Annotated in this window: 11 protein-coding genes, 5 tRNA genes, 1 rRNA gene and 1 pseudogene; 2 read left to right on the forward strand and 16 right to left on the reverse strand. The window is 30.8% G+C overall.

The features are described from left to right. Positions 1–25: 25 nt before the first annotated feature. The 15 genes from rpoB to rpsU all read right to left on the reverse strand — a co-directional run bounded on the left by rpoB (position 26) and on the right by rpsU (position 10,278). A complete protein-coding gene (rpoB, locus tag ETU08_RS07425) occupies positions 26–3,850 on the reverse strand; it encodes a DNA-directed RNA polymerase subunit beta (RefSeq protein ID WP_146262396.1) in 3,825 nt (1,274 codons plus the stop codon). A 94-nt stretch (positions 3,851–3,944) separates the two neighbouring features. After that, the gene (rplL, locus tag ETU08_RS07430) at positions 3,945–4,322 is read right to left on the reverse strand and encodes a 50S ribosomal protein L7/L12 (protein ID WP_146262397.1); all 378 of its coding nucleotides are present in this window, start codon (positions 4,320–4,322) and stop codon (positions 3,945–3,947) included. Between the two features lie 54 nt (positions 4,323–4,376). Then, a complete protein-coding gene (gene rplJ / locus ETU08_RS07435) occupies positions 4,377–4,898 on the reverse strand; it encodes a 50S ribosomal protein L10 (RefSeq protein WP_146262398.1) in 522 nt (173 codons plus the stop codon). 16 nt (positions 4,899–4,914) lie between these two features. Beyond that, positions 4,915–5,607: a 50S ribosomal protein L1 gene (gene rplA / locus ETU08_RS07440; RefSeq protein ID WP_146262399.1), complete on the reverse strand. Its 693-nt coding sequence runs from the start codon at positions 5,605–5,607 to the stop codon at positions 4,915–4,917. 17 nt (positions 5,608–5,624) lie between these two features. Beyond that, positions 5,625–6,068 (reverse strand): 50S ribosomal protein L11, encoded by a 444-nt coding sequence (gene rplK / locus ETU08_RS07445; RefSeq protein WP_146262400.1) that lies wholly within the window; start codon positions 6,066–6,068, stop codon positions 5,625–5,627. A 46-nt stretch (positions 6,069–6,114) separates the two neighbouring features. Next, positions 6,115–6,663, reverse strand: a complete 549-nt coding sequence (nusG, locus tag ETU08_RS07450; protein ID WP_146262401.1) for a transcription termination/antitermination protein NusG — start codon at positions 6,661–6,663, stop codon at positions 6,115–6,117. 12 nt (positions 6,664–6,675) lie between these two features. After that, entirely contained in the window at positions 6,676–6,882 is a 207-nt protein-coding gene (gene secE / locus ETU08_RS07455) for a preprotein translocase subunit SecE (protein ID WP_146262402.1), read from the reverse strand. A 17-nt stretch (positions 6,883–6,899) separates the two neighbouring features. Next, a tRNA-Trp gene (locus ETU08_RS07460) sits at positions 6,900–6,972 on the reverse strand. 44 nt (positions 6,973–7,016) lie between these two features. Further along, a complete protein-coding gene (gene tuf, locus ETU08_RS07465; RefSeq protein ID WP_146262403.1) occupies positions 7,017–8,204 on the reverse strand; it encodes an elongation factor Tu in 1,188 nt (395 codons plus the stop codon). Positions 8,205–8,378: 174 nt separating this feature from the next. Beyond that, positions 8,379–8,450 (reverse strand) — tRNA-Thr (locus ETU08_RS07470). A gap of 12 nt (positions 8,451–8,462) precedes the next feature. Then, positions 8,463–8,535: transfer RNA gene (locus ETU08_RS07475), tRNA-Gly, on the reverse strand. Positions 8,536–8,615: 80 nt separating this feature from the next. After that, a tRNA-Tyr gene (locus tag ETU08_RS07480) sits at positions 8,616–8,697 on the reverse strand. A gap of 20 nt (positions 8,698–8,717) precedes the next feature. Further along, a tRNA-Thr gene (locus tag ETU08_RS07485) sits at positions 8,718–8,791 on the reverse strand. Positions 8,792–9,110: 319 nt separating this feature from the next. Then, positions 9,111–10,019 carry a tyrosine-type recombinase/integrase gene (locus ETU08_RS07490; protein ID WP_146262404.1) on the reverse strand — a complete coding sequence of 303 codons (909 nt, stop codon included), beginning with the start codon at positions 10,017–10,019 and terminating at the stop codon, positions 9,111–9,113. A gap of 64 nt (positions 10,020–10,083) precedes the next feature. Further along, positions 10,084–10,278 carry a 30S ribosomal protein S21 gene (rpsU, locus tag ETU08_RS07495; RefSeq protein WP_146262405.1) on the reverse strand — a complete coding sequence of 65 codons (195 nt, stop codon included), beginning with the start codon at positions 10,276–10,278 and terminating at the stop codon, positions 10,084–10,086. 198 nt (positions 10,279–10,476) lie between these two features. Here rpsU and ETU08_RS07500 point away from each other — a divergent pair, with 198 nt between their 5' ends. Both ETU08_RS07500 and ETU08_RS07505 read left to right on the forward strand, forming a co-directional pair. Beyond that, positions 10,477–11,796 carry a YihY/virulence factor BrkB family protein gene (locus ETU08_RS07500; protein WP_146262406.1) on the forward strand — a complete coding sequence of 440 codons (1,320 nt, stop codon included), beginning with the start codon at positions 10,477–10,479 and terminating at the stop codon, positions 11,794–11,796. A 275-nt stretch (positions 11,797–12,071) separates the two neighbouring features. Then, positions 12,072–12,470, forward strand: a pseudogene (locus tag ETU08_RS07505) (lipid-A-disaccharide synthase); the annotation flags it as partial. A gap of 271 nt (positions 12,471–12,741) precedes the next feature. Here the strand turns inward: ETU08_RS07505 and rrf are convergent. After that, positions 12,742–12,815: ribosomal RNA gene (gene rrf, locus ETU08_RS12125) — 5S ribosomal RNA — on the reverse strand; the annotation flags it as partial.

Below are 12,815 nucleotides of genomic sequence, written 5' to 3' on the forward strand. Positions count from 1 at the left end.
TTTATACAGATTGAAAGATAAATATTTATTCTTCTAATCTTACATCTAACCCAAGACCTTGTAATTCATGTAAAAATACATTAAATGATTCAGGAATTCCTGGTTCAGGCATAGGCTCTCCTTTTACAATGGATTCGTAGGTTTTAGCTCTACCCATTACATCATCGGATTTTACGGTAATAATCTCTCTCAGAATATTTGATGCTCCAAACGCTTCAAGCGCCCAAACCTCCATCTCTCCAAATCTTTGTCCTCCAAACTGTGCTTTACCTCCTAGCGGTTGTTGAGTAATTAGGGAGTATGGCCCAATGGAACGAGCATGCATTTTATCATCAACCATATGTCCTAATTTTAACATATAAATAACTCCTACGGTTGCCTGTTGCTCAAATCTTTCTCCAGTTCCTCCATCATATAAATAGGTGGTTCCCCATTGTGGTACTCCTGCTTCTTTAGTAAGCTCATCAATTTGTGAGAAGGTAGCTCCATCAAAAATTGGAGTGGCATATTTTTTTCCTAGTTTTTTTCCGCACCATCCTAATATCGTTTCATAGATCTGTCCAATATTCATCCTTGAAGGTACTCCTAATGGATTTAAAACAATATCTACCGGTGTTCCATCTTCTAGGAAAGGCATATCCTCATCTCTTACAATTTTAGCTACAATACCTTTATTCCCATGGCGACCTGCCATTTTATCTCCTACATTTAATTTTCTTTTCTTGGCAATATATACCTTAGCTAGCTTAACGATTCCTGTTGGTAGTTCATCACCTACTGATATGGTATGCCTTTCTCTGTTTAATGCACCTAATAAATCATTATGTTTGATTTTATAGTTATGTATTAATTCTTTTATTGCATTATTCTTGTCTTCATCCAATGTCCAACTTCCACCAGTTAGGTTGAAATAGTCATCTATGCTTGATAGAAGTTTTTGAGTGAATTTAATACCTTTTGGAATAACTTCTTCATTTAAGTCATTATAAATTCCTTGCGAAGTTTTTCCATTAAGAAGAACGTATAATTTTTCTAATAATTGATCTTTAACCTCCTTGAATTTGGTTTTAAACTCAGATTCTAATTGTTCAATTTTAATTTTTTCGTCTCCTCTTTTTCTTTTATCTTTTATATTACGAGTAAATAATTTTTTATCAATTACTACACCTTTAAGAGAAGGTTCTGCTTTTAAAGATGCATCTTTAACATCTCCAGCTTTATCTCCAAATATTGCTCTAAGTAATTTCTCTTCTGGAGTAGGATCAGATTCTCCTTTAGGGGTAATTTTACCCACTAAGATATCTCCTGGCATAACTTCTGCCCCTATCCTGATCATTCCATTTTCATCTAAATCTTTAGTAGCTTCTTCACTTACGTTAGGAATATCTGAAGTTAATTCTTCCATACCTAATTTAGTATCTCTTACTTCAAGCGAATATTCATCTACATGAATTGATGTAAACCAATCTTCACTAACTGCTCTTTGATTGATAACTATCGCATCCTCAAAGTTATATCCTTTCCATGGCATAAATGCTACCAAAAGGTTTCTACCCAGCGCTAATTCACCTCCTTCTGTCGCATAACCTTCTGTTAAAACCTGACCTTTGGTTACTCTATCCCCTACTCTTACAATTGGCTTTAAGGTTATAGAAGTACTTTGGTTAGTTTTTCTAAATTTAGTTAACTTATATGTTTTACTAGCCGGTTCAAAACTGATTAGTTCTTCTTCTTCTGTTCTATCATACTTGATAGTAATTTTATCAGCATCTACATATTCGACAACTCCTTCACCTTCTGCATTTATTAATATTCTTGAATCCTTAGCTACTTGAAACTCTAATCCTGTCCCTACAATTGGTGCTTGAGGCTTCAATAATGGAACTGCTTGACGCATCATGTTTGATCCCATCAACGCACGGTTGGCATCGTCATGTTCTAAGAAAGGTATTAACGAAGCAGAAATACCAGTAATCTGATTAGGTGCTACATCAATTAAATCTACTTCTTTAGGTTCAACAGACGGATAATCTGCTTCTAATCTGGCAATTACTCTTTCATCAAGAATATTACCCTGATCGTCCATATTTACATTTGCTTGTGCAACAATTTTATCTTCTTCCTCTTCAGCAGTAAAATACTGTGGTTCTGATTCTAAGTCAACCTTGCCATCAACAACTTTTCTATATGGTGTTTCCATAAAGCCTAAATCATTGATACGAGCATAGCATCCCAAAGATGATATTAATCCAATGTTTGGTCCTTCTGGAGTTTCAATCGGGCATATTCTTCCATAATGCGTATAGTGAACGTCTCTTACTTCAAAACCAGCTCTTTCTCTGGATAATCCACCAGGTCCCAAAGCTGACATACGTCTTTTATGCGTAACTTCTGATAATGGATTCGTTTGATCCATAAATTGAGACAATTGATTGGTTCCAAAGAAAGAATTAATGACAGAAGTTAATGTTTTGGCATTAATTAAATCAATAGGGGTAAATACTTCATTATCTCGAACATTCATTCTCTCTTTAATAGTTCTAGCCATTCTAGCCAAACCTACTCCGAATTGTCCTGCCAATTGTTCACCTACGGTTTTAACCCTACGGTTGGATAGGTGATCTATATCATCAACCTCTGTTTTAGAATTAATTAATTCAATTAGGTACTTTACAATTTCAATTATATCGTCTTTAGTAAGTACTTGAACATCCTCTGGAATGTTTAAACCTAATTTTTTATTTATTCTGTAACGCCCAACTTCACCTAAAGAGTAACGAGCATCTGAAAAGAATAACTTATCAATGATTCCTCTTGCTGTTTCTTCATCCGGTGGTTCTGCATTTCTTAATTGTCTATATATATACTCAACTGCCTCTTTTTCAGAATTGGTTGAATCTTTTTGTAATGTGTTATGAATAATAGAAAATTCACCACTATTCTCTTTGTGTATAAGAATAGTTTTAATCCCTGAATCCACTATTAAATCTACATGTTCTTTTTCAAGGACAGTTTCACGATCTAAAATAATTTCGTTACGTTCTATTGATACAACCTCTCCGGTATCCTCGTCAACAAAATCTTCAAACCATGTATTTAAAACTCTTGCAGCTAAGGTTCTTCCTAAAACTTTTTTCAAGTTAGATTTATTAACCTTAACTTCTTCTGCAAGATCAAAAATTTCTAATATATCTTTATCACTCTGATAACCTATCGCTCTAAGCAAGGTCGTCATCGGAAGTTTTTTCTTTCTATCAATATAGGCGTACATCACACCATTAATATCTGTCGCAAATTCAATCCATGACCCCTTAAAAGGAATAATCCTAGAGGAGTATAATTTTGCTCCATTTGCATGATACGATTGCCCAAAAAATACACCAGGCGAACGATGTAACTGAGAGACAAGTACTCTCTCTGCTCCGTTAACTATAAATGATCCACTAGGAGTCATATATGGAATAGGTCCTAAATATACATCTTGAACCACTGTTTCAAAATCTTCATGTTCAGGATCTGTACAATAAAGCTTTAAGCGTGCCTTGAGAGGAACACTATAAGTCAAACCTCTTTCTATACATTCATCTATTGAATATTTGGGAGGATCAACAAAGTAATCTAAAAATTCTAAAACAAACTGATTTCTCGTATCCGAAATAGGGAAATTTTCAGTAAAAGTTTTAAAGAGCCCCTCATTTGTTCTTTGATCAGGACGAGTTTCTAATTGAAAAAAATCTTGGAACGATTTAACCTGAATATCTAAAAAATCAGGAAATTCAATTTGTCCTTTAGAGTGAGAGAAACTAATTCTATCTGGGTTTTGAGTTTTTGACGCCAATGATTTACTCATATAATAATTTAAAATCTTTTTTAAAACATAAATAGGCTTAGACCTAACCAATATGAAATTGGCGGTCTAAACCTTTATTTTTAGATGAATTAAATTATTTTAATTCAACTTCAGCACCAGCTTCTTCAAGCTGTTTTTTAAGACTTTCTGCTTCGTCTTTAGCTACACCTTCTTTAACTGCTGTTGGAGCAGCATCTACAGCATCTTTAGCTTCTTTTAATCCTTTACCTGTTAAATCTTTAACTAATTTAACTACCGCTAGTTTGTTAGCACCTGCTGATTTAAGAATTACATCAAATTCAGTTTTTTCTTCTGCTGCACCAGCATCGCCTGCTGCAGGACCTGCTGCTACAGCTACTGCTGCTGCTGCTGGCTCAATTCCGTATTCTTCTTTTAATATATCAGCTAATTCACTAACTTCTTTTACAGTTAAGTTAACTAAAGTTTCTGCTAATTGTTTTAAATCTGCCATTTTAATTTTTTTTAATTTTTATTAAACAACTATATTATTTATGAGTGCGTTTTACTATTCTCTTTCAGATAAAGTTTTTACTAATCCTGCTATGGTATTACCTCCAGATTTAAGTGAAGAAATAACATTTTTAATTGGTGATTGTAACAATCCAATAATTTCTCCAACAAGTTCTTCTTTAGATTTAAGATTCGCAAGATTATCTAATTGCTCATCACCTATGTATGTTGCAGAATCAATCCAAGCTGATTTTAAAACAGGCTTAGCTGTCTTCTTTCTAAATGTTTGAATTAATTTTGCTGGAGCATTTGCTTTTTCAGAAATTAATATTGTAGTATTACCTTTAAGGGTATTATATAATTCAGAAAAATCTTTATCCTCAACATTATCCATAGCTTTTTTCAACAAAGTATTCTTTACTACTTTCATTGAAATTTCTCCTTTAAAACATGCTCTTCTTAAATCTGAAGTTTGTTGAGCGTTTAATCCATCTGTATCAGCAATATATAAAACATTAACTTCATTCAATAATGTTTGGATCTCTTCTATTACCTGTGTTTTTTCTTGCTTTGTCATTTTACTCCAAATTTAATTAATTTACGTTTTTGGGATCAATTGCTATACCAGGACTCATTGTAGAAGATAGATAAATACTCTTTACATATACTCCTTTTGCAGCCTGAGGTTTTAATTTAATAAGTGTAGAAATAATTTCTTGAGCATTTTCTTGGATATTAGAAGCTTCGAAAGAAACTTTTCCAATAGCTGCATGAACTATTCCATATTTATCAACTTTAAAATCTATTTTACCTGCTTTAACTTCAGCAACAGCTTTTCCTATTTCCATAGTAACTGTACCTGTCTTAGGATTAGGCATTAATCCTCTAGGACCTAAGATTCTACCTAATGGACCTAATTTACCCATAACTTGAGGTTGAGTAACAATAACATCCACATCAGTCCAACCTTCTTTAATCTTTTGTAAATAATCATCTAAACCTACATAATCTGCACCAGCATCCTTAGCTTCTTGCTCCTTATCTGGAGTTACTAATGCTAAGACTTTAGTTTCCTTCCCTGTACCATGAGGTAATGAAACCACACCTCTAACCATTTGATTAGCTTTTCGTGGATCAACCCCTAAACGTACAGCTATATCTACAGAAGCATCAAATTTAGTATAACTGATTTCTTTTACTAATTTAGAAGCTTCCTCTAAAGAATAAAGTTTGTTCTTATCTACTTTTGAAACAACTTCCTTTTGTTTTTTCGTCAATACTGCCATAATTCTTTCTTCTAAAATTAATTATTAAACGGATTTGGTCCAGTAACTTTAATACCCATTGATCTTGCAGTACCAGCAACCATGCTCATAGCAGATTGCAAAGTAAAACAATTTAAATCCGGCATTTTATCTTCGGCAATTGTTTGTATTTGACTCCAATTCACAGATGCAACTTTATCTCTATTGGGTTCTCCAGAACCTTTTTTTGCTTTAGATGCTGCTAATAACTGAACAGTTACAGGTGGTGTTTTAACAACAAAATCAAAAGATTTATCTTCATATACAGTTATAACAACTGGTAAAACTTGACCTTGCTTTTCCTGAGTTCGAGCATTAAATTGCTTGCAAAACTCCATGATATTTACACCAGCAGCACCCAATGCAGGTCCTACGGGTGGAGAAGGATTTGCTTGTCCTCCTTTAACCTGAAGCTTTACCATTTTAAAAATTTTCTTTGCCATTTTAATTTTTTATTAAAAATGTTTTATTTATATCTGTGGAAGCAGCCTATATCTTTTCAACTTGAGAAAAATTAAGTTCGATTGGAGTTTTTCTGCCAAATATCAAAACCATAACATCCAATTTTCTCTTATCTTCATTTATTTTCTCAATAGTACCGTTAAAGCCATTAAAAGGTCCATCAGTAACTTTAACAGTTTCTGAAATTTCGAAAGGTATATTCATCGTATCATCTGACTCTGACAGCTCATCCATTTTACCAAACATCCTGCTAACTTCATTTTTCCTCATAGGAAGAGGATCCCCACCCTTTGTAGCACTAAGAAAACTTATTACTCCAGGAATGTTCTTAATTACATGCGGTAACTCTCCTACTAAATTAGCCTCAATCATAATATAGCCAGGATAATAAACTTTATCCTTTCTAATCTTTTTACCATTCCTAATTTGAACTACTTTTTCAACTGGTATGATAATTTGACCTAAATTATTTTTTAAATGCTCAGACCTTAAAACTTCATTTTCAATATACATTTTAACTTTAGATTCTTGACCGCTAATTGCTTTAAGCACATACCATTTCATCTCTTCTACCATACTCGCAAAATCTTAAGACTTTAGACCTATTAAAAATGAATAAATATTTTGAAGAGATTTTGCAAAAGACCAATCTACACCAAAGCAAAAGATAGCCAAAATTACAGAGGCTATAGCTACTACAGTTGTAGACGATTGCAAATCTGACCATTTAGGCCATTCCACATGATTTCTGAATTCTTCTATCGAACCTTTAAGATAGTTTATGAATCCGCTCATTTGTTAAAATTTATTTGCGCGGGCGGAAAGATTCGAACTCTCGACCTTTGGTTTTGGAGACCACTGCTCTACCAGCTGAGCTACGCCCGCATTAAAAAGAAAGACTTAAAAAAGTCTTTCTTAAAAATATTATGTTAGTCTAAGATTTCTGTTACCTGACCAGCACCAACAGTTCTTCCTCCTTCACGGATTGCAAATCTTAACCCTTGATTTAGTGCAATTGGCTGATGCAATTCAACTGTAATAGTTAAATTATCTCCAGGCATTACCATTTCAGTTCCTTCTGGCAATGAAATATTTCCTGTAACATCAGTTGTTCTTACATAAAATTGTGGTCTATAATTATTATGGAACGGCGTATGACGTCCACCTTCTTCCTTAGTCAAAATATAAACTTCGGCTTTGAATTTTTTATGAGGAGTTATAGATCCTGGTTTAGCAATAACCATACCACGACGAATATCTGTTTTTTCAATACCTCTTAATAATAAGCCCACATTATCACCAGCTTCACCTCTATCTAATATTTTTCTAAACATCTCAACCCCAGTTACAGTAGATGTCAATTTTTCATCACCCATACCAACAATATCCACAGATTCACCTGAATTAATTACCCCGGATTCTATACGACCAGTTGCTACAGTACCACGTCCAGTAATAGAAAATACATCTTCTATTGGCATCAAGAAAGGTTTATCTTGATCTCTTTGTGGTTGCTCAATCCAGCTATCTACAGCATCCATTAATTTTTCAACAGTTTCCACCCATTTAGCTTCACCATTTAAAGCACCTAAAGCAGAACCTTGAATTACAGGAGTGTTATCTCCATCATATTCATAAGAAGACAACAAATCCCTTACTTCAATTTCAACAAGTTCAAGCAATTCAGGATCGTCAACCATATCTACTTTATTCATAAATACCACGATCTTAGGAACATTTACCTGACGACATAATAGTATATGCTCTCTAGTCTGAGGCATTGGTCCGTCAGTCGCAGCAACAACTAATATACCACCATCCATTTGAGCTGCACCTGTAACCATGTTTTTTACATAGTCAGCGTGTCCTGGACAATCTACGTGAGCATAGTGTCGGTTCGCTGTTTCATATTCTACGTGTGAAGTATTAATTGTAATACCTCTTTCTTTTTCTTCTGGAGCAGCATCTATAGAAGAGAAATCTCTAGATTGAGCTAATCCCTTGTCTGACAATACTTTTGTTATAGCTGCCGTTAAAGTTGTTTTTCCGTGGTCAACATGACCGATTGTACCTATATTAAGGTGTGGTTTGGTACGCTGAAAAGTTTCTTTTGCCATGATAAATATGTTTGTTTATTTTTCCAAAAATGAGTGCAAATATACTCATTAGTTTTTAAAAATCAAAATAGTATTTGTAAAAATACAATAATATTTTAAGTTTTGATTAAAAAAAAACGAATGTTTAAAAAAAAATAAATCTGATATATAAAAGTAGTCATAATAAGTATTGAGAGCCAATGACGGGAATTGAACCCGTGACCTCGTCCTTACCAAGGAAGCGCTCTACCCCTGAGCTACATCGGCTAATAAAAATAGAGCGGAAGACGAGGTTCGAACTCGCGACATTCAGCTTGGAAGGCTGACGCTCTACCAACTGAGCTACTTCCGCTTATTTAATTACCTTTGTAATTCCGAATGCAAATTTATATTTTTTTTTTGAATTACAAAATTATTTTTGACTTTTTTTTGTGGGGAGAGGAGGATTCGAACCTCCGAAGTTAAAAACAGCAGATTTACAGTCTGCCCTCGTTGGCCACTTGAGTATCTCCCCATATATAATAATTCTTTTTGAGCCGGTAGAGGGATTCGAACCCACGACCCCGAGATTACAAATCACGTGCTCTGGCCAACTGAGCTATACCGGCAAAGAATTTAAAAAAATCTATTTCAAAGAAACATCCGTAAATAATATTTCGATTATTGATTACTTAACGGATTGCAAAGGTATACTTTTTTTTTATGTTTCCAAATTTTTTTAGAAAAAAAATTTATATTTATTTTTATATACCTATTAAATAACAGATCAACAATTAGTTACATATATTTTTTAAGCTGATTATTTTATATTTATTTTTAATAAGGAGAGTGCTTTAATTTACAAAACTTTAAACCAATCTCACCTATATATTAATCTTAATTTCTAAAGATATATTTTCAATCATATAAATAATATAAACTTTAAATTTAATCCCTATTTTTATTTGCTAAAGGATGAGCTTTATTAAAACTTTTTTTTAGCTCTTCAATACTATTATGTGTATAAATTTGTGTAGCGGCTAAACTGCTATGTCCGAGAAGATCTTTTATAACGTTTAAATTTGCTCCATTATTTAACAAATGTGTTGCAAATGAATGTCTTAACATATGTGGACTTTTATTTTCTTTTGTTGTTACTTGATTTAATAAATTCCTAATTAAATTATAAACATACCTTTCTTTAAGAATTTGACCATGCATATCTGTTAATAAAGTTTCTGTCTTTGATATGCCTAGTTCATATTTTTTATTGATAAATAAATAAATTAGATCTAAAAGCTGATTAGATAATGGAACTATTCTTTCTTTATTTCTTTTACCAAGTATTTTTAAAGATGAATTATTAAAATTAATTTGTGAAGTTTTGATATTTATTAACTCAATTCTTCTAATTCCTGTTTCATAAAAAATTCTAAAAATAAGATACTCTAATATTTTTTTATGATTATTATCAGAATTCTCCAAAGAAGTTTGTAAATATTGATTTAGTTTTAAAAGTTCATTTTCTGTATATGGTAAATAAGCAATTTTCCTAGACTTTATATTCTTTAAATGAACAACAGGATTTTCATTTATTAATTCAATTTTTAATAGGAATTTAAAGTAAGATCGAATAGTTGAGATTTTTCTATTTATAGTTTTTTCTGAAAGATGTTTTTTTGATAAATTTATTATGAAATTTCGAAGATGCTTAGTCTGAACCTTTTTAATATCTTCCACCCCTTCAATCTCTAGTAAATAATTTATGAGGTCTAAAAGATCTCTCTCATAACTTTTAATTGTTAGATCTGAATAATTCTTCTCTAGCTTTAAATATGATATAAATTTATTATGCATAAAAAAAACCTAATATCTAAACATTTTTTAGATATTAGGTTAATATGATTTAATGAATTTTTACTTAAATCTCATCCTGAGTTTGTAATCTTTGTTTATAAGCAGCCTTTATTAATTGCTGTCTTTTAATAACAGAAGGCTTTATAAATTGTTGTCTTTTTCTTAATTCTTTAACAACACCGGTTTTATCGTATTTTCTTTTATATTTTTTTAAAGCCTTATCTATAGACTCACCGTCTTTTACAGGGATAATTAACATAACTTATATTCTGTTTATTATTGTTTTTATTTTCAGTGGACAAATGTAGTAAGATATTTTTATATATACAATTCCTTTTTTAAAAAGACTAATATTTTTATTTATCATAGATTTAAGGTTCTTAAAAAGATTTATATAATTTAATGTAAATTATACTTTCTAAAATTTAACTATTTTTACATTAAATGTTAAATTGTTATGCTTCATAAATTAAATCAAAAAATTCAAAATCTAATTAATTTTTTTTCACATGAGATTTGGAGGATCAACACAAGTTCAAAATCTAATAGAAAAATTATTATTTACGATATTGTAAAAGCCTTTCTATTAACTTTTAGAAATATAAATAGTTCTCAAATTAATACAAGAGCAGCAGCATTAACCTATAATTCATTATTATCAATAATCCCCTTATTAGCAGTTTTATTTGCCATAGCTAGAGGATTTGGTTTTCAAAATATAGTTGAAAGTCAATTATTTGAATTCTTTACAGGACAAAAAGAACTTTTAACTAGGGCTATGAAATTTATCGATCACTCAATCAGCTATGCACAAGGTGGAATATTTTTAGGCATAGGTATCATACTTTTATTTTATACAGTTATTACATTATTATCTAATATTGAAGATAATTTTAATAGTATATGGAGAATACAACAGGGAAGAAGTTTATTTAGAAAGTTTACTGATTATCTGGCTTTAATTGTAATTACTCCAATATTTTTTATATGCAATGCTGGATTGACTATATTTTTAAATTCCTCTTTAAACTTTGATTTTTTTAATTATGTATTAGTGCCAATAATTAAATTTGTGCCATTTGTAATTATCATATTACTTTTTACTATTCTATACATATATATACCTAATACAAAAGTTAAATTTAAATCTGCGTTAATGGGAGGATTAGTAAGTGGTTCCTGTTTCCAGATTTTTCAGATGCTATATATATCAGGGCAACTAGGGCTTTCAAAATATAATGCAATATATGGAAGTTTTGCAGCTTTACCTTTATTATTATTTTGGCTTCAATTAAGCTGGTTTATCTGTTTATTTGGAGTTCAACTATCTTATTCATATCAAAATATAAATAAATTTAGTTTTGAAAGAGAAACTTCTAATATTAGTAGAAGATATAAAGATTTTATTCTATTAACTATTGCTACTTTAATAATAAAACGCTTTGAAACAAAAACACCGCCTTATACTGCCGATGAAATTTCTGAAACCTTTAAGATCCCATCACAATTAGTTAATGATTCATTATATTATCTTTTAAAATCAGAGATTATTAGAGAAACCCCTTCCAATGATGAGATGGTTATTTCTTACATTCCCTCGATAGATATTAACAAAATATCCATTAGTTTCTTTTTCAATAATATCGATCAATTAGGATCAGAAGATTTTAAGATTGATAAGTCCGATGAAAAAATTAAAAATATATGGGAGAAAACATTAGAAATTCGCCAACTGATTTATAGAAAAGAAGGAGATATTCTGCTTAAAGATATTTAAATAAAACACTTGCTTAAAATTTTTAATGTAAGATTTGAAAGTTAAATATAAACCCATTGAATAAATATCTTTGAATATAAAATGTTCATTATTCTTAATAACTATATTATTCTGCTGCCTTAAGGAATTTGTAAATAATAAAAAACTAATATTCAAACTTTTAATGATCTCTGATATCCGGACATAAATTAAACTTTAAATACATTATCTAAATAATATAATTGAAATATGAGTGCTTCAAAAAAGAATATTAATTATATTTTTTTTAAACGAATATAAAAATCATAACGAATCAAACCTATCAATTACTACAACTATCAGAAGTCGCATTAGTAACCTCAGGGACAGCGACTCTAGAGACAGCATTATTAAAAGTGCCACAGGTAGTATGCTATAAAGGAAGTAAAATATCCTATTTCATAGCCAAACGCTTAATCAAGCACATTAAATACATTTCTTTAGTAAATTTAATCATGGATAAAGAAATCGTTAAAGAATTAATTCAAAATGAGCTTACTCCTTTTAATTTAAAAAAGGAATTATCTAAGATCTTAGAGCCTAAGCATAGATCCAATCTAATTTTTCAATATGATCAACTACAAAAAAAATTAGGAGAATCCGGGGCTTCTAAACGAACTGCCTATTTGATTTATAAGACGTTAGTCAATAATTAATAACAAAAATAAAAGTAAATTATTGTATAAAAGGTACTAATAATTAAACTTTGGCATGGTTTTTAATATATTAAAAATAAGTAAATTTTTTTCATAATAAATTAACATGTAAAAGACTTTATTGTCTTTACTCTATTTTTAATTGAGCAAGTAAAGAAAGCTATACGACTAATTGTATTAGCTTTCTTTTTTTTTTGCAATAATCTTAAAATTTATACCTTAATATATAAACAAAAAAAGCCTCGTATATTTCTATACGAGGCTTTTTAAAAACTGGCGGCTACCTACTCTCCCGCGTTAGCAGTACCATCAGCGCAAGTAGGCTTAACTTCTGTGTTCGGTATG

Origin of the sequence: Apibacter muscae, assembly GCF_007845635.1 — a bacterium.
GTDB lineage: Bacteria > Bacteroidota > Bacteroidia > Flavobacteriales > Weeksellaceae > Apibacter > Apibacter muscae.

What these genes read in the sequence shown, in the direction of transcription:
- rplA (WP_146262399.1), bottom strand. Translation starts at nt 5,607, where the DNA reads ATGGCAGTATTGACGAAAAAACAAAAGGAAGTTGTTTCAAAAGTAGAT.
- rpsU (WP_146262405.1), bottom strand. Translation starts at nt 10,278, where the DNA reads ATGTTAATTATCCCTGTAAAAGACGGTGAGTCTATAGATAAGGCTTTA.
- rplJ (WP_146262398.1), bottom strand. Translation starts at nt 4,898, where the DNA reads ATGACAAAGCAAGAAAAAACACAGGTAATAGAAGAGATCCAAACATTA.
- ETU08_RS07490 (WP_146262404.1), bottom strand. Translation starts at nt 10,019, where the DNA reads ATGCATAATAAATTTATATCATATTTAAAGCTAGAGAAGAATTATTCA.
- tuf (WP_146262403.1), bottom strand. Translation starts at nt 8,204, where the DNA reads ATGGCAAAAGAAACTTTTCAGCGTACCAAACCACACCTTAATATAGGT.
- secE (WP_146262402.1), bottom strand. Translation starts at nt 6,882, where the DNA reads ATGAGCGGATTCATAAACTATCTTAAAGGTTCGATAGAAGAATTCAGA.
- rplL (WP_146262397.1), bottom strand. Translation starts at nt 4,322, where the DNA reads ATGGCAGATTTAAAACAATTAGCAGAAACTTTAGTTAACTTAACTGTA.
- rpoB (WP_146262396.1), bottom strand. Translation starts at nt 3,850, where the DNA reads ATGAGTAAATCATTGGCGTCAAAAACTCAAAACCCAGATAGAATTAGT.
- nusG (WP_146262401.1), bottom strand. Translation starts at nt 6,663, where the DNA reads ATGGTAGAAGAGATGAAATGGTATGTGCTTAAAGCAATTAGCGGTCAA.
- ETU08_RS07500 (WP_146262406.1), top strand. Translation starts at nt 10,477, where the DNA reads ATGCTTCATAAATTAAATCAAAAAATTCAAAATCTAATTAATTTTTTT.
- rplK (WP_146262400.1), bottom strand. Translation starts at nt 6,068, where the DNA reads ATGGCAAAGAAAATTTTTAAAATGGTAAAGCTTCAGGTTAAAGGAGGA.